We start from the raw sequence: 15,581 nt of genomic DNA, 5'->3' as shown, positions 1-15,581 counted from the left end.
CAGCACGGCCTCGCGCGGATCCGCGGGCGTGACAGTCGGAATCGGCACCAACCCCGCACCGAGCCGCCGCGTCGGGCCCGCCCCCCCCCCCCCCCCCCCCCCCCCCCCCCCCGCCCGGCGCGGCCCCCGCGGGGGGGGGGGGGGGGGCGGGGGGGGGGGGGGGGCCCCCCCCCCCCCCCGGCGGCGGCCGGGGCGGAAGCGGTGCCGGTGCCCGGGGTGGCGGGCGCGGCGGGGCTAGCGGGGGCAGGGGCGGTGATCACGTGGCCGGTCATGGCAGGCAATACCTTTCGGGCGTGCGGCGGGTAGTGGTTAGAGGCGGGGGCCGAGGGCGAGCGGGGTGTGGCTGGTGCCGCACACGGTTTTCATCACGGCGGCCACCACCTCGCGGTCCTCTTCCGGGGCGGCCCCGAGGAGGTTGGCCATCGCGGTGTCGGGGTCGGTGGCGGCGGCGATCTTGCGGAACGCCAGCAACTCGCGCAGTTGCGGGGCCCACCCGACCTCGCCCTTGGCCTGCCGGGCGGCCAGCTCCCGCGCCACTTTCACCGCGCGGCGTTCCACCCCCAGCTGGGCGGCCAGGTCGAGGTCGGAAACCACGCGCACCTGGAACGCGAACCGCGAACTCAGCGCGTCGGACAGGATGGCTCCGTGCACGCCGGGGTTGTGCCCGGCCACCACGAAGAACCCGGGCTCAGCCTTCACCACCGCGCCGGTTGCTTTGACCACCAGCTCTTTTCGACCGTCCATCGCCGGATACACCGCCGCAAGCACGGTCGGCGAGATCAGGGTCGCGTCATCGATGAACAGCACCCGGCCCTCTTTCATCGCCCGAACGAGAGGGCCGTCTACGAAAACGAAACGGCCGTCGGGGGTTTGGGTGTACTCGCCCACGAAATCGGCGACCGTGGTGTCCCCGTCGCCCTGCACCGTGAGCAGGTCCCCGTAGGCGGCCTCGATGAGCGAGGTCTTACCGGTGCCGGGCGGCCCGTACAGCAGCACCGGCACCTCCGCCGCGCGCATGGTCTGCAACACCTCCACATCGGCGCGCCCGGCGAGCTGACGCAGGTGGTAGTCCTGCCCGTTCGGCCGGGCCACCGTGTTACCTGTGCGGGCCGGGGCGGCGGGCGCGGCCGGGGCCGGGGTGGCGGTCTTCTTGGTGCGGCGGGCCGGTTTCGGCTTGCTGGGGGCCGGGGCGGCAGGCGCGGCCGGGGCCGGGGCGGTAACGGCCGGGGTGGCGGCGGTAGTCGTGGTGGCGGTGGCGCGGTAGCGGCGGGGCGCGGCCGAGGTGCGTTCGGCGTGCCCGGCGGCGGTCAACGCCTCGAGAGCGTTGCCGACAGCGCCCGAGGACCGGTTCAGCCCGGCGGCGATTTCGCGGGGCGACTGTTCGCGGACGGGGTCGGCGGCCAGCGCGGCGGCCACCATGCGGCGGAGTTCGCCGTTGGGCAGGCGACCGGCGGCCGGTGCAGCGGTAGCGGCGGGGGCGGGTGTGGTGGGCATTGCGACTCCTGCAATTTCCGTTCCGAATTCGCGCCGGTTTTCGGCATACGTGCGGCGTGGCCGCCATTCGGATTTCTACGAATTTCCCGGCGAATTCCGGGAACGTGGTCGACGCTAGCTCGACCTCGAACAAACTCACAACCCCGAAAACAGCTCAATTTTCCGGAATTTTTCCGGACAACCGCGAGTCCGACTACGCAATTTCGGAATGCGCCATGCAAGCAGCCTCACCAGCGACATCACACCCCGGCCGGAAAAGACCCAAAAAGACAGAAGAATTATAAATTGGGAGAGCGGGGACGATGGCGGAAGATGGAGGTACAGCAGCGGGAAGCGAGTCATTCGAGAGCACGGCCAGCCACGCGAGAGAGCCCGCACGAGCATGTCTATCCATCTTTGTGGATAGACAATCCCCGATGATATCCGCGCGGATATCCGCCGCCCGACCTGCCTATATGGCCCATAGAGGGTGCGTCGTTCCAATCTTCGCACCGAATCGTGCATCGAAACCCACCATGGAACGACGCACCGATCTTTTTTCATCGAGCCACTCAGGCTCACCGCAGTTTTATCCACAGCCGAGCACGGAGTGTCCAGCGACGATAGAACCGTCTAGAACACAATTCGAGTAGATATTCCACTATCCCCGGCACACATTTTCGCTCGATGCCAGAAAATCGAAATTCCGGCTTCTACATTAATTGACATGCTGCGCGAGTGGTAATGGCCGCCAGCATTCGACTCTATTTCTGGTCGCGGCGGAGCTGTTCGAGGAGCTGGCGGGTTTCTGGACTCGGACGCTGCCCTATCTCGGAAAGTCGCCGGGTCAGGAGCCGGTAGGTGCGGGTGAGTGCGGCGGTTTCCCCGCGACGGGCGTGCAGGCGTAGGAGATCGTGCCAGACCGCCTCGTTGTAGGGGTCGTTTTCCACGGCGGTCTCGAGCATTCCCAAGGTCGCGTCGAGGTCGGTGCTGCTACGAGTGGCCAGCCAGCTCAAGGCGTTGAGCGAAGTCCGCCGGGCCGATTCGCGCAGGGATTGAACCCAGGTGTCAGTGAGGTCGCTGGCCAGCTCGCTGGTGGCCAGCGCCGCGATACGGCGGGCGGCTTCGGCCTGCTCGGTGTCGCTGCGCGCGTGGCGACGTTGAGCCACCGCTACGTTGAAGTCCCAGTAGTCCACCCCCACCTGGCTCGAAAGCCGGACCTTGGTGCGGTCCTCGGCGAGTACCTCGCTGACCTGTCCGCCGGTGGCGGTGCCCAGCGCGGCACGCAAGCGGCTCAGGGTGTTCGCCAAGGCGCTGCTGCCCCGGGTGCCGGGCCGATCGCCCCACAGCCGCTCGATCAGCTGCTGGCGTGGCAAACCCTCGGGATGCAGGGCAAGCACAGCCACCAGTTCGCGGGCACGCGGCTGTAGTTGGGTAGTGATCTCCACGCTCTCACCGGTTTCGGCGTTCCAGAAGATGCGAGTGGGCCCGAACACCCGCACTGCCAGCGCGGGCGCGCCGTCGGCCGGTGTCGGCCCCGGTGCAGGCTCAGTGCTCTCGATCTCGGGGTGCGGGCTCGGCTCGGGCACCGCGGCGAGGTCACCTTCTGCGGGTTGGCCGGCATCCTCGGCCGCCACCGCGAGCACCGGTTCAGAGGCCGGTGTTTCGGTGGTATCGACCACGACGGGCTCACGCGGGCGAAGACGCGGCGTCGGCACGGTGGCGGGGTCGATGGCATAGATCCTGGGCGCGTCCTCACCGCGGCGAGGACGCCGCACCGAACGGCCTTGGTGGCGGGCAGATTGTCCGATGTGGGGTGGGTCGAACTGGCCGGTGCGTTCGTAGCGGCGCAGTTGGATCTCGACGGCGGTGATGGTGCCGCGTGCGGGCGGGATGAGGTGCTGGCGGGAGCGGCGGCCGGTCAGCAGGGCACGGGCACCGGAGCGGGAGACCGGCAGCTCGCCGACGACGGGGAACCCGATCGCGTCGATGTAAGCGCGGCTGCCGCCGATCACCACCAGGCCCCGGGGGCGCCGACGGCGGGTGAGGTCGAGGACCCGCTGGGCGGCGGTCTCGGGGTCGATGTGCTCGGCGCGGACCACGAACAGGGCAGAGTCGGCGGCAGCGATGACCGGGTGCGCGGGCGCACCCGGCTCGGGGACACCGCAATCGGCGAACACCACCGCGCCGAACCCACGCCAACCCCGGTCCAGATCCGTCAGAAGCGCAGCAGCCGGGACCGGGTCGTCGGGGGCATGCCCGGGCGGGGCGGCCAGGAACGCCTGCCCGCCAGGCAGATACTGCACATGCTGGCCCAGCAGCTCCCCGGTCATGGGCACACCGAGGGCGGTGCGTCGGGCCAGGCTCGCCGAACCCAGATAGGGGTCCGCGCCGACCATGTCGGCGAGCTGGCCGCCTGCGGGGTCGGCCTCGACGACGAGCGCGGTTTCGGGGCCGGGCCAGGTGTGGGCGAGCGCGACGGTGGTCGTGGTGGTTCCCGCGCGCGAGCTCAGTCCGGCGACAGCGATCAGGTAGGGCGCCTGCGGCCTCATCGGTGGCTCCTATCCCTGCTTCTGGACGTTGGAGATCAGCAACGCGCCCCCGCTGTCGGCGGGTCGGGTGTTGATCAGTTGGAGGTAGTCGGTCCGGGTGCGGTCCGGGCGGATCTCGGCGATGTGAACGTTGGCGGTGGTCGGGGCGATCGGGGTGATCGCGACGCAGTGGCGGGTACCGGGCGGGATCGAGGCGATGCCCGCGGCGAGTCCCTCGAAGGTGATCCCGCTCTCGGGCGCGAGCAACGGCATCGCCTTCCCGGCGTCGCGGTGGATGTAGTAGGCGGCCTCGAAGGAGGCGATCACCCCGGCCAAGGTCGTCGGGTCACCGGACTGCTCGGTGACCACCTCGCCGGTGAGCCCGGTGCACGGGCCCTGCACTGGCGTGGTCGAGGTGGGTGGTGCAGCTGTGGCCGGTACCTGCGCGCCGGTGTCGCCGGTCTTCCCAGGCGATGCGAGCAGCACCCCGGCCAGGACGGCGATCGTGGCCGCCAGCGCGGCCCAGGCACCGCGCGGCAGCCGCTCCCCTAACCCGGTCCCCCAACGGGAAATCCCGACGGTGTCGGCCGCGCTGGGAGTGTCGCGTATCCGGTGGTACCAGAACTGCTCCGGCAGGAGCGGCTCGTCGGGCTCACCGAGATCATGGTCGGTGCCGGTGTCGGCGACGAGGCGCAGGTCCACAACAGCCGGGGGCAGCTCGACCCAGGCGTCGACCTCGTCGTCCTCGTTCTCAGGTGGGTTGCGCGGGTACCTCGGCATTCATCTCGCCTCGACTCGGATCAGTGGTGTCTCCGGGGCCTGCCCGCACCCGGTGGTGGGGGAAGTGGGGTGCCCGGGTGCGGGCAGGTTCCCCCGGAGGGGTTCAGGGACGGCTCACGCGCCTCGCCTCGCCTCGGCCTCGTCTTGAGCCGGGATCGGCTGGGACACCGGACCGTTGGCGATGTCGGTGGCGAGTCGGGCCAGGACATCGGAGATCGCCCAGTGCGCGGTGGAGCGGTGGTCGCCGTCGTATTCGCGCCAGTCAACGTTCGTGCCGCGCTGCCGGTAGGCGATCATGGCGCGCCGCCCTGATCGCACCGGCACGACCAGATCGAGCTCGCCGTGGTAGAGGTGCAGCGGCACAGACGATTTCACGTGCGCCAGCGACTCCAGCGCGAGGACTCGTCGCCACCAGTGGTCGTTCCACGGGTCACGGTCGCGGCACCAGTGCGCCAAGGGTTGAGGGAAGCGTTGCAGCAGTTCCACGACGGTGAGGTGACGGGCCTCGGCGGCGGCGACGAGCCCGTCCTCGTTGAGCACGTGCCGCAGCGGGAGCTGGTTGTAGGCGTGGGACAACCCGATCAGCCCGGCGAACGCCAACCCCGCGATACCTCTGCGGGTGCCCCGGCTGATCAACGGGGCCAGGACCGCCAGATCGGAGAAGACCGCTCCGGCGGCCACACCGCGCAGGTCGATCTCGGGCGCGTACCACGGTTGCAACTCGCCCGCGACGGCCGCGACCCGACCGCCGTCGGCGTACCCCCAGGCAACTACCGGGGCGACCGGCAGGTCCAGATCCGAGGCGCGGTAGACCGCGCGAGCCAGGTCGAGGACCGGTTTGGCACCGGCGGCGCGGGCGGCGAGGAAGGTGTGCGGGCCGGTGCCCGCGCCGAGTCCTTGCCCGTCGGGGATGGCCACGACCCAGCCTCGCTTGAGAGTGGATTCGATGCCGGCGAGGTCGTACTCGGCGCCGGTCGCGAGCAGTTGCGAGGGCGCGCAATGCCCGCCGAGTCCGCGGAAAGGTGGGCAGTAGAGCAGGATCGCGCCAGTCCCTGGTTTCGGCTTGGTCTCAGGGATGAGGACGATCGCCGAGGCCGCGATCGGCTGGGAGCGGGAATCGCTGGAGACGTAGACGAGTTGCCACGCCCCGGCCGCATCCGCCAGCTGCGGGACGAAAACCGGTCGCAGGCGCACGATGTCGCCCGGACGCGCCCCTTCAGGGAGAACGGGGGTGGTGTAGAAGTCGCTGATGGTCATTGGTTTCCTCCGGCGAGGTCGTGGGCAGCGGCGGTCAGCCACGCGGCCCCGCTGGCGATGTGCCCGGATGCGGCATAGCCGGTGTGGCGGGCAGGAATGTCGGTGTAGCGCAACAACACCGCAGGATTGGCCAAGTCGGCGTTGTCGGAGACGAGCTGGCCCCACGCCTCCGACAGTCCCGCCGCCAGCGGCGGCAACGTGGCCAGCGGGTTGGCGGCGACCGTGGCCGTGATCTCGGCCCACCGCGCGGTCGCGGCGGCGGTCTCGTCCGGGCCCGGTGCCGGGATACGCGAGTTGGCGGCCTCGGTGAGACGCTCGGCCAGACTCGCCGCGGGCACATAAGCCACCGTGCCGGGCCCGACATGGAAGTCGTTGAGCACCATCGTGGTCCAGGCATCCCCGAGCGCACCCGACAACAACGACTGGATCGAGCCGACGGCGGCGATCGGGTCACGCAGGTCGGCCTGGGCGGCGATCTGCGCGGCGACCCGCAGCAAGGCGGCCCGGTCGGGTGCCGCGCAGCTTAGGTCACCCTCGACACAGATGTCGGCAACCCGGCCCGTCAACTCGCCGTAGTCGGCCCCGGACGTGGTGGCGATCCCGCCACCGGAAGCGACAGCCGAACTCAAGCTCACCCGCGACACCGCCGCCCCGCTCGTCCCGGGGGGCGAGTCCGGAATCGTCTGCCCGGGGCGTCCCGCGATGACCGGTGAACCGGGGGCACGCTCGGGGTCGGAGTACAGGATCACCGCGGCGACCCGCTGTGGCGCCACGGGGCCTTCCCCGGCCCCGACCATCTGCGCGAACCCCGAAGCGACCTGCGCGCCTTGGGAATAGCCGACGATCGCCTGGGAGGTCCCGGGGCAGATCGCCGCAACATGCTCGGATTCGGCGAGCAGTGTGTTCAGCCCGGTGCTGGCCGAGGCCGCATAGGGGTCGGTGCCCCCACCGGTGCCCGGTGCGCCACCGAACGATGCCGGATAGCTGATGTAGGAACGTGCGATCAGACTCGGATCGGCGGCGGCCACCGGGCCGAGCAGGTGACCCAGCATCCCCGAGTCCGCGGTCGTCGAAGCGCTCGGCGAAGACTCTGAGGTCCCCTGCACACCGAGGACCCACAGAGCCGGGCAGCCTTGGCCGGCGACCTCGGGCTGCGCACTCGCAGGGCCCGCGCTCGTGGGGCCGAGGACAGCGGCGACGGTCGCGGCGGCGACGGTCGCGGCGGTGAGCAGGCGTAGCCCGGTCATGGCTGCCCGACCCCCACCCCGGCACCGAACCCCGCACCGACCGTGCCACCGACCAACGCCCCCAGCGCTGCAGCAGGCACACCCGCGACGGCCGCCCCCGCTGCGGCACCGGCCGCCGCACCCAACGCGGTACCGGCCACACCGGAGGTGACGGTGCCGATCACCGGGATCGCGATCACGGTGCCGATGGCAGCTCCGGCGATTCCGCCGATCGTGCCTCCCGCGAGCCCTCCCACGACAGCACCGACTGCTGCCGCCGGGGCACCGGTGAGCGCGCCGCCGATCGCGCCACCGGCCCCGGCTCCGGCGACGGTGGCACCGGCGACGCGGTCCGAGCGCCCGGCGGGTAGCCCGACCGAGTCGAGGAAGGTCGCGGCCTGGGCTTCCAGGTCGGCGCTGACGGTGTTGATCGTGTCGCCGACCTCCGGCGGCAACCATTCGGGGTCGGGGAACACCGCCGTCCCGATCCGGATCGTGTCCGGGGGCGGTTCGATCGGCGCGACCGGTTCCACCGGCTCCGGCGAGTGCAGTTCCATCAGATACACCGGCGGGGCGGGCGCGGGTGAGGGTTCCGGGCGCGGTTCCGGTCCGTTGCGGATCTCGGGCGGCTGTTCGACATACACCGGCGGTTCGACGGGGGCCGGAGGCGGTGCGGGAGTAGCGGTTCCGGGTTGGGCCGGGGCGGTGACGCCGGGCTGGTCCGCGATCGGGGCCAACGGCGCCATCGCACTCGCGGGCTGGGCGGCCAACACCATCAGCACAGGCACCGCACCCGCAGCGACCGCACGGCCACCCCACAGCATCCAGCCCTCATGGCCTCGGCGAATGCACCGGCCTCCGGCACCGTAGAGCGGCCCTACGGACACGACCGCTGACGATGTAGCACTGTTTTTGGACATGACAAATGACTCCTTTCAGGTAAAGGAAGGAATGAAGGAATGAAGCAGAGAAGTAATAGGAAGTTTGAGGCGAATGAAGCGGCCGATCCCCGCCGGGAGATTCCCAGCTCCCGGCGGGGATCGCAGCCGGGAGGCTTAGCTGATCATATTTTGAGTAGTCAAAAAATGATCAGCCCAGATCAGAAGAACGGCAGCACCTGCGTGGCGATTGCCAGCACGTTCGAGACCAGTGACGCACCGGCGCTGAGAACCGACAGGATGGTGTAGAGGTCCATGACTTCCCTTTCCGAGGAGGAGCGATTGCCTCACCATCACAACCCCGAAAACCACTGGTGCGCCACCCTTTTGACGGGGACAAAAATCGGTACCATTTTCCGTCCCCCCACGCACACACGGGGTGGCCTGCACCGATCAGCGAAACAGGTACAAAAAGTGTCACCAAAGAAATTTTCCGGCGGGTGTCCCGCACCGGAGAAAGGGTGCCCTGAACACTCCGTGCGCCCCGCGCGGAGGTCCGTAGCTAATTGTCAGCCAGGTCACAGTGAATGATCGGTGGCCGGGCTGTTCCCTTTCTGGTAGAAGTTAATCAACTCGGGGGAGTTAACCCTTCAACCTATCGCGTGGTGGAGGGGCGACGGAAGACTCAAATAGGAGGGGCTTGACACATGAACCGGCGGACCGGCTCGACCCGGCGACCGCGGCGAGGCAAGGCCCGCCGCACCACATCTGAGCTACCCGACCTGCGCCGATGGGTCCGACAAGTCCGCGAGGCCCGGGGCCTGACCCGGGCCGAGGCCGCCGGCCGACTCCAGGTCAGCGAGGACCTGATCAAGAAGATCGAACGCGGTGAACGTTCGGCCTCGCCGACAGTGCGCGAGCAGTTCATCACCGGGCTCGGCATGAACGAGTCCCAAGCCCGCTACACCCGCGAACTCGCCGGGCCGCCGCTACCGCTGCCCTCGATCGAGGAGCTACGAGCCCGCCCCGTCGCCTGCGAGCACCACACGACGTTGCGCCGTCTCGATGAGCGAGGTTTGGTCGGTGCGTATCTCGACCCCTTGTGGAACGTCGTCTACGCCAGCGAGCGCTTCCGCAGCGTACTGCCTGAGCTTGCCGACTACGACGACAACCTCAGCCAGTGGTTCTTCCACCCCGGCACCACCACACTCACCGCCGAGGCTCTCCTCGTGCACTGGGACGCCGCCGCTACCTACATGGTCGCGTCTCTGCGCGCGAAGTTCGGCATCTACCGGCACAGTCCCCGCGCACGAACGCTGCACGAGAAGCTCAGCGCGGCAACCACTTTCCGACAGCGGTGGACCGACAGTATCGAGGTCGCCTACGGCCACAAAACCGTGCACCCGCTGCAGGTACGTGATCGCGACACCGGCGAGCAACGCACGATTCGTATCCACCTCGGTGTCGGAGCGGAAGGCCCTCCCGATCTGCGGTTCTGCTTCGTCTACCCCGATCCGTGTGAGCCGCCGAGCAGCGACACCTGACCCTTCCACCGCCCCACGACCACTCCCCCGGAAGTCCCGGGCGGAGGCATCCGAACGAAGGAGCCCGACCATGACCAGCAATCCCCAGCACACCCGCCATCTCGGAACAGATCCACACCGACAGCCACCGGCACCGTGTGCTGCGCTCGCCGTCGACATCGTCCTCATCCCGCCGCAGAAGCGAGACCACTGACATGTCCCTCGCGCTCTCCGGGATGCCCGACTTCCACGACACCCTGGAATTCCTGCGCCACAAGCGCCAGCTATCCCGCGAATCCACCGCCAACAAAGCAGGATTCGGCATCTCCCGCCTCAACCAGATCATCCAGACCCGCACCAAACCAGGCCCCAAGGTCCAGACGGGCCTGTTCGCCTTCTTCGACGACCTCACCCTCGACCAACAGCGACACCTGCAAGAACTGCTGCACCCCGCCGCCGAGCTACCACCGATCACCGGCCTACGCCAGTACCTCACCAACGACGGCGTCCACCACCACCTCGACTACCTCGACCGATGCGAGGTCATGGGCGCCTACCTCGACCCACTCCAAAACGTCCTGCACGCCAACAAAGTCTTCTACCGGATCATGCCCGGCCTCGATGACGCCGACCACAACATCGTGCGATGGATGTTCACACCCACCGCCCACGACCTCATCGAGGACTGGCACGAACACCTGCCCTACAACATCCGCAACCTACGCACCGCGCTCGGCCGCTACCGCGACTCACCCCGAGCACAAGCACTGTTCCGGACACTGCGCGACAACCCCGGGTTTCGGCAAGCATGGGACACCACACCCCTGCAGGTCAGCTACAACTGGCACCGCGCGATCCCACTCCGTCTCCACCCACCCGGCAACGCGCACCCGATCCAGCTGAACCTCGAAATCGACCAGTACGGAGCATGTTTCGAGATCCTGTCCGTCCATGGCCTCTACAACACCAACGCCATCGCCTGCTGAGGTTCACCTCGACCGTTCCAACAAACCGACACCGCCGGTGAGGCCCCTCGGTTCTGGGCCCCGCCGCGCGGTGGGACATGTTCGTTTGCAATCTCGCGGCGTGTCCGTGTTAGGCGATCGGGTGCCATCCCGACCACGGTCGTGGGCCATAGGTGCCGCGTAGGCAGTCAACTCGATGTTGCGCTTGGGCAGCGTGGTTCGGCTTCGTTCCTGCTGCTTGGGCCGCCATACAGGTCATCCGCAGCTCGCGAATGTCTCTCAACAGTGAGAAGCCCTCCCAAGTCGTGACGTCGTGGCCGTATGCGTCACAGAAGGCACGGTAGCGTTCGGCCGAGATCCAGCCGAAGGAGCTTTGTTTGATCGCGGTGGAGACGAGGTCCCATTCGGGCGGGCCGACCGAGGCTCGCTCCAGGTCGAGGAACGTGGTCACCCCGGCCTCGGTGGTGACCACGTTGCCTTCCCAGGCGTCGCCATGGATCGGCGACCATGGCATGCCCGTCGGCAACCTTTCCCAACCTGCGCGCAGGTCCGCGAGCCGCTGGTACAGCCACCGCCGATCTGCGTGACTCAGCGATGACGCGCTGTCGATGCGCTGCTCGAGCCGGACGAACGGTTGGACTTCGGGTAGGAATGGCGGCGCGGCCAGCTGGTGCAAGGCGCGCAAAGCCCTCCCGATCTCGCGCTCGCTGCCGTTGTGGTGGGGCGGCAACTCTTTCCACAGCGTCACCGGGCGCGAGTCGATCACCGCGAAGTCGGCGCGAGTGCCCATCGGCTGCACAGCCGAAATATGCTGTTCTCGAAGCCATTCCGCGATTTCCACCTCGCGGCGTGCAGCTTCGGTCTGGCCCGCCCGCGCGACGCGGATGACCGTGTGTTGATCAGGTACTCGGAATATCGCGTTCTCAGCGAGTTTGATCGGGACCATCCCGGCTGGGTCGATGCCAGCTGCGGTGCAGGCTGTGCGGGCGATGCGTTCGACCTGCGAGCTGTTCATGTGGTGGTGGTGGCGGGCGTCGGTATCTGGACTTTTGCGCGGTGGGCGTAGCGGCGGAGTTCGGCGATGTCCTCGTTCGCGCGCTGGGACTTGAGGTCACGTGCTCGACCGAGGGCTTGGTTTGCGATGGTGGTTGCCTCGGCCGGGTCACCGGTGGCCATGACCAGTGACGCGAGTTTGATCGTAGACATCGTCCGGGACCGTGCGGCGGTGTCGGCGTGGCCGTCGACGGCTGCGGTCAGCCGGTCGCGTGCCTCACCGACGAAGCTGCCGTGCACGGCGATGTCGAACAGGGCGTGGCCGGTATCGCCCGCGTGCTGCGCACTGTCGTAGTAGCGCATCCACGCCGGATCGTTGCCGGGCACGCACCGGCTGAAGTCGCGGTCGGCGTTGGCGACGGAGGTCAGCGTTGCGGGAACGTCGCCCAGCTTCGCGTGCACCCGTGCTTCGGTGGTGTGCAGCATCGCGCGTTCGGTAGCGGTGAGCTTGTCTGCCTCGGTGAACGCCCTGCGGACGTATCCGAGTCCGTCGTGGTTGCGGCCGGTCCAGATCGCATGGCGTGCCATCGAGGACAGGATCTTCGCTCGCAGGTTCACCGCCCCGGACTCTTCGGCGCAGTCGAGGGCCAGGGCGAACATCGAGTTCGCGTCGTCATGTGCGCAGGCGTCGAAGGCCATGAACGCCGCCGTGTGCGCGAGTGACCCGACAGCCATCTGCAGGGCCGCGCGGTCGCGCGCGGAACAGTTGGCTTTCAGGTAGGCGACCGCTACGCGTAGTTGCGCGACAACGACATCGCGGACTAGGCCGCCGCCATAGGTGGCGTCCCACCGGGCGAATAGCTGGGCGGCTTCGTGAATCTGTTTGATCTCCACTGCGCCCACTCGCGTCGGGTTGACGGTGGTGCGGGCTTGGCTGAGCATCTGGGTGAGGCGGTCCGGTGACACGATGACCGTCGCAGCGGTAGCTGCGGCCACACGCAGGAATCCTTGTCGGTCCACGGGCTCCACGGTAGCGACGTTCGGCAGCTTGAACCACAGCAGATCTGGCGGGATGCGCAGGACAGTTGCCCACCTGACCAGCTTGGAGAGTGTCTCGGGTGCTGGGCCGTTCTCGATTCGGCTCAGCTGGGCCTGGCTCAGGTCCAGCCACTGTGCTACCTGGATCTGGCTCAGTGGTTGCCCGTGGGCGGGGTGATTGCGGTACTCCTCGATGACCGCGCCCATATGCCAGTTCGCCAGTGCCTCGCGCAGCGGGCCGTGAGCCCAGAACTCGGCCGGCATCTCGGGCGGTCCGTCCGCCGAGGCGATGGGCGAGCAGTTGCCACACCACGGGCCGATGTTGAACCGGCTTAACGCACTTCCGCACGTAGCGCATGTGCGCCCATTTCCGGCTGTTTCCGCCATCGCTTCGCTCCCGTCGCTCCGACCCCACACAACGCGAATATTTCGACGCTATCACCAGCACACGCGGCTGGTATGCGTCCGGCGTATATCGGTTATGCCTTGTGCGCGTTGCCCATAACCGCATGGTGGAGCGACTGTCAGTTCGTCCGCATCCCCCACCGACACGGACTCCGTGACTACTGGCAGCCGACCGAGGTGACTAATGACAACCGCCCTCGAAAAAGATGTGTTCGCCCTCCTCCAGCCCGGAGGACCACTGACCGTCGAGACGATCGCGTATGACCTGAGTGTGCCGCCGTGGACCGTCGCGCGGGCGTTGGATGCTCTGCGCCACAACGGCGATGTGTTCCGCAACCGGCGCGCGCAATGGCAGGTTTCGGCGGACAAGCGCCGCCCGGCTCGACAGGCGAGCCGATGAGCCGCCTCACTCTGCCCGGCCCGAGGACTCCACTGTCACGGAAGGAACTACGCACCGCTCTGGAGATAGTGGTTGGAGGCTGTCGGCGCACGGGTGTGGTCACTGTTGCCGTGAACTCGGTCAAGCAAGCTTCATCCCGCTGTTGGACGGAAACTCCTACGGTACGCCAACGCTACGCCAACACTGTGCGGTTACTTCCGATACCGGTGGCGGGCCACGATTTTCACCAGGAACCCAGTCCGGGGGAAGCCGAGGCACAACCGCCCGATCCCGCTTCCCTCCACGTCGGAAACGCCATCAGGGAGGCCGCGCATGAACGGCAGCAACGAGCCGAACGCACCGCAGCCCGCGGTGAGGCAGGCCGAGCCGGGCGAGTCGGCCGGCGCCCTCGCCGGGACAGAGATCCCTCACGCAATCGACTGCTCGCTGCCGACGCTCGTCCAGCATTTCGCCGCGATGAAGACCGCCGGATGGTTGACCGGTGTGACCGAGCCCTCCGGAGAGTTGCAATGACACCGATCTACACGCGGATGCACCCGTTCACCGAGTCGCCCCGCAGCCGGTCCGAGTTCTACCGTCGTATTTGCTCGCTGCCGACCGTGGTCGACCCGCAGACAGGGCGGATCACGATGACGGCGGGATCTCTCGTCGCGGCGGTGATGATGCCGACCGGACTGGCACAACAGGTCAAGAACAGCCTCGACATGCGAGGCGTCACTCCGTTGTCGATCATCGGCCACCCCCGCGCAGGGATGTGGACCTTCCTCGTGCGAGCCGACATGCAGCCCATCGCCGATCCCAGTGTCATCGCGCAGCTGTGGCACGCCCGGGTGGTGGTCATCCGCGACGGAGACATCGCCCTACCCTCCCCGGTCCCGGACTCACAGGTGATCCGTACCTGGATCTCCCCGGCTACCAGCACCTTCCGCCCTTCCGGGGAAGTGGTGATCGAATGCGCCCGAGCACTCCTACCCCGGTCGGCGCGGCAATGACGCCCGCGAGCCGACGGTCACCGCGCCCCGACGAACCCGACGTCCGACTCTCGGTGCTGATTTCCAGCGTCCGAATGGAATTCGCCGCCTGTGTGACCGCCGCGCTGGTGTTCGTCTGCGACGTGGCCGCACACCGCCCCGGAACCGTAGCCGTCTCCCCCTGCCGGTGCACCGGACTGCCCCGGCTGCCGAATGAGCGGCTCTACCTCCAGCCCTGACCCATCCCGTCACGGCCCCCGACCACCTGAATGGCCTCCGGCACGTGAACCGGCGAGAAACCACGACCCCTCCCGGTCCGGGCCCGTGCCGAGGCGGCCCCGGAGTTGCTTCCCGGCGACTCCCGGGCCACCCTCCGAACCCTCTCGAGCCAAGGAACTCCCAGCACCATGTATGCCAAGTTCGACACCACCACCACGCCTCGCTCACACCGCCGCCAATGGATCGCGGCGAGCGTGCTCGGCACCCTCGCCGCGCTGACCACCATCGCGATCGTGACCGCACCCGAGGGCTCCGCGGGCTCGCGCACCGTCACTTGCGCGCAGGTCACCTCCCCTTCGGGAGTGGTAACCGGGTTCGGACCGGGTGACACGTCCAGCGGCCCGGGCGCGATCCTGGGGTTCAACTACGCCTACTACGTGCAACGCTCCGCCAAGCAGGCACGCCAGTTCCTCGCCTCCGACGCCCTCGTCGGTCCTGGTGACCGGTTGCAGGCCGGGATCGACGCCGTCCCGGCTGGCACCCATCACTGCGTCACGATCTCACCGCTGGTCCGCGTAGGTGATGCGGACCTGTGGGCGGTCACCGTAACCGAATACCACCCCGGCAGTGAGCCGTTCGCGCCGCGCCAGATCATCACCACCCGAACCCTCGGCGCGGCGACGCTGATCAGTTCCATCGCCCGCGCCTGACACAACTCGGACCACCTGAATACCTCGGACCAGCATCGCGCGGCCAGCTCGCTGGCCGGTGGGTCCGCGGGTGGGGCAACCCCACCCGCGGGGGGGGGGAGCACCCCCCCGCCCCCCGGGGCGGGCCCCCCCCCCCCCCCGCCCCACCCCGGGGGTTACCACCCGGGAACCCCACGTCTGAAAAATGTATGAAAAGGTTTGTGAAGTGTTTA

Annotated in this window: 15 protein-coding genes; 7 read left to right on the top strand and 8 right to left on the bottom strand. The window is 68.4% G+C overall.

Going from position 1 to position 15,581, the window contains the following annotated elements; all coding sequences use genetic code 11:
* Window positions 1–309: 309 nt before the first annotated feature.
* The 6 genes from QH270_RS07675 to QH270_RS07650 all read right to left on the bottom strand — a co-directional run bounded on the left by QH270_RS07675 (window position 310) and on the right by QH270_RS07650 (window position 8,055).
* Window positions 310–1,494, bottom strand: coding sequence for an AAA family ATPase (locus QH270_RS07675; protein WP_054815564.1), 1,185 nt, complete (start codon window positions 1,492–1,494; stop codon window positions 310–312).
* A gap of 743 nt (window positions 1,495–2,237) precedes the next feature.
* Window positions 2,238–4,025 (bottom strand): BTAD domain-containing putative transcriptional regulator, encoded by a 1,788-nt coding sequence (locus QH270_RS07670; RefSeq protein WP_054815565.1) that lies wholly within the window; start codon window positions 4,023–4,025, stop codon window positions 2,238–2,240.
* Between the two features lie 9 nt (window positions 4,026–4,034).
* Window positions 4,035–4,784, bottom strand: coding sequence for a hypothetical protein (locus tag QH270_RS07665; RefSeq protein WP_280339791.1), 750 nt, complete (start codon window positions 4,782–4,784; stop codon window positions 4,035–4,037).
* Window positions 4,785–4,898: 114 nt separating this feature from the next.
* Window positions 4,899–6,041, bottom strand: a complete 1,143-nt coding sequence (locus tag QH270_RS07660; RefSeq protein WP_063125220.1) for a lipase family protein — start codon at window positions 6,039–6,041, stop codon at window positions 4,899–4,901.
* Window positions 6,038–7,288 carry a cutinase family protein gene (locus tag QH270_RS07655; protein WP_054815567.1) on the bottom strand — a complete coding sequence of 417 codons (1,251 nt, stop codon included), beginning with the start codon at window positions 7,286–7,288 and terminating at the stop codon, window positions 6,038–6,040. Before QH270_RS07655 ends, QH270_RS07660 begins: the two co-directional genes overlap by 4 nt.
* A complete protein-coding gene (locus tag QH270_RS07650; RefSeq protein WP_195053349.1) occupies window positions 7,285–8,055 on the bottom strand; it encodes a hypothetical protein in 771 nt (256 codons plus the stop codon). Before QH270_RS07650 ends, QH270_RS07655 begins: the two co-directional genes overlap by 4 nt.
* Window positions 8,056–8,852: 797 nt before the next feature.
* On the opposite strand from QH270_RS07650, the gene QH270_RS07645 reads away from it, so the two are divergent.
* The 3 genes from QH270_RS07645 to QH270_RS07635 all read left to right on the top strand — a co-directional run bounded on the left by QH270_RS07645 (window position 8,853) and on the right by QH270_RS07635 (window position 10,654).
* The gene (locus QH270_RS07645) at window positions 8,853–9,689 is read left to right on the top strand and encodes a helix-turn-helix domain-containing protein (RefSeq protein WP_063125221.1); all 837 of its coding nucleotides are present in this window, start codon (window positions 8,853–8,855) and stop codon (window positions 9,687–9,689) included.
* 70 nt (window positions 9,690–9,759) lie between these two features.
* Window positions 9,760–9,882 (top strand): hypothetical protein, encoded by a 123-nt coding sequence (locus tag QH270_RS07640; protein WP_280183955.1) that lies wholly within the window; start codon window positions 9,760–9,762, stop codon window positions 9,880–9,882.
* Between the two features lies 1 nt (window position 9,883).
* The gene (locus QH270_RS07635; RefSeq protein ID WP_054811656.1) at window positions 9,884–10,654 is read left to right on the top strand and encodes a hypothetical protein; all 771 of its coding nucleotides are present in this window, start codon (window positions 9,884–9,886) and stop codon (window positions 10,652–10,654) included.
* A 109-nt stretch (window positions 10,655–10,763) separates the two neighbouring features.
* Here QH270_RS07635 and QH270_RS07630 read toward each other — a convergent pair whose 3' ends face one another.
* Entirely contained in the window at window positions 10,764–11,648 is an 885-nt protein-coding gene (locus QH270_RS07630) for a phosphotransferase enzyme family protein (RefSeq protein WP_054811657.1), read from the bottom strand.
* A complete protein-coding gene (locus QH270_RS07625) occupies window positions 11,645–13,051 on the bottom strand; it encodes a helix-turn-helix domain-containing protein (RefSeq protein ID WP_113975399.1) in 1,407 nt (468 codons plus the stop codon). Before QH270_RS07625 ends, QH270_RS07630 begins: the two co-directional genes overlap by 4 nt.
* 202 nt (window positions 13,052–13,253) lie before the next feature.
* Here QH270_RS07625 and QH270_RS07620 point away from each other — a divergent pair, with 202 nt between their 5' ends.
* The 4 genes from QH270_RS07620 (at window position 13,254) to QH270_RS07605 (ending at window position 15,369) form a co-directional block, all read left to right on the top strand.
* Window positions 13,254–13,469 carry a hypothetical protein gene (locus tag QH270_RS07620; RefSeq protein ID WP_054811658.1) on the top strand — a complete coding sequence of 72 codons (216 nt, stop codon included), beginning with the start codon at window positions 13,254–13,256 and terminating at the stop codon, window positions 13,467–13,469.
* 312 nt (window positions 13,470–13,781) lie between these two features.
* A complete protein-coding gene (locus tag QH270_RS07615) occupies window positions 13,782–13,982 on the top strand; it encodes a hypothetical protein (RefSeq protein WP_054811659.1) in 201 nt (66 codons plus the stop codon).
* Window positions 13,979–14,461 (top strand): hypothetical protein, encoded by a 483-nt coding sequence (locus tag QH270_RS07610; RefSeq protein ID WP_054811660.1) that lies wholly within the window; start codon window positions 13,979–13,981, stop codon window positions 14,459–14,461. The genes QH270_RS07615 and QH270_RS07610 overlap by 4 nt, the downstream gene beginning before the upstream one ends.
* 386 nt (window positions 14,462–14,847) lie before the next feature.
* Window positions 14,848–15,369, top strand: coding sequence for a hypothetical protein (locus tag QH270_RS07605; protein ID WP_054811662.1), 522 nt, complete (start codon window positions 14,848–14,850; stop codon window positions 15,367–15,369).
* Window positions 15,370–15,581: the final 212 nt, after the last annotated feature.

The sequence above is a fragment of the Nocardia neocaledoniensis genome (assembly GCF_029868625.1).
GTDB classification, from domain to species: Bacteria; Actinomycetota; Actinomycetes; order Mycobacteriales; family Mycobacteriaceae; genus Nocardia; species Nocardia neocaledoniensis_A.
Note: the sequence above shows the minus strand (reverse complement) of the source record. Positions and strands in the feature narration are given on the sequence as shown.

Coding starts and splice junctions, on each gene's coding strand:
- QH270_RS07675 (WP_054815564.1), bottom strand. CDS start 1,494: ATGCCCACCACACCCGCCCCCGCCGCTACCGCTGCACCGGCCGCCGGT.
- QH270_RS07670 (WP_054815565.1), bottom strand. CDS start 4,025: ATGAGGCCGCAGGCGCCCTACCTGATCGCTGTCGCCGGACTGAGCTCG.
- QH270_RS07665 (WP_280339791.1), bottom strand. CDS start 4,784: ATGCCGAGGTACCCGCGCAACCCACCTGAGAACGAGGACGACGAGGTC.
- QH270_RS07660 (WP_063125220.1), bottom strand. CDS start 6,041: ATGACCATCAGCGACTTCTACACCACCCCCGTTCTCCCTGAAGGGGCG.
- QH270_RS07655 (WP_054815567.1), bottom strand. CDS start 7,288: ATGACCGGGCTACGCCTGCTCACCGCCGCGACCGTCGCCGCCGCGACC.
- QH270_RS07645 (WP_063125221.1), top strand. CDS start 8,853: ATGAACCGGCGGACCGGCTCGACCCGGCGACCGCGGCGAGGCAAGGCC.
- QH270_RS07640 (WP_280183955.1), top strand. CDS start 9,760: ATGACCAGCAATCCCCAGCACACCCGCCATCTCGGAACAGATCCACAC.
- QH270_RS07635 (WP_054811656.1), top strand. CDS start 9,884: ATGTCCCTCGCGCTCTCCGGGATGCCCGACTTCCACGACACCCTGGAA.
- QH270_RS07630 (WP_054811657.1), bottom strand. CDS start 11,648: ATGAACAGCTCGCAGGTCGAACGCATCGCCCGCACAGCCTGCACCGCA.
- QH270_RS07625 (WP_113975399.1), bottom strand. CDS start 13,051: ATGGCGGAAACAGCCGGAAATGGGCGCACATGCGCTACGTGCGGAAGT.
- QH270_RS07620 (WP_054811658.1), top strand. CDS start 13,254: ATGACAACCGCCCTCGAAAAAGATGTGTTCGCCCTCCTCCAGCCCGGA.
- QH270_RS07615 (WP_054811659.1), top strand. CDS start 13,782: ATGAACGGCAGCAACGAGCCGAACGCACCGCAGCCCGCGGTGAGGCAG.
- QH270_RS07610 (WP_054811660.1), top strand. CDS start 13,979: ATGACACCGATCTACACGCGGATGCACCCGTTCACCGAGTCGCCCCGC.
- QH270_RS07605 (WP_054811662.1), top strand. CDS start 14,848: ATGTATGCCAAGTTCGACACCACCACCACGCCTCGCTCACACCGCCGC.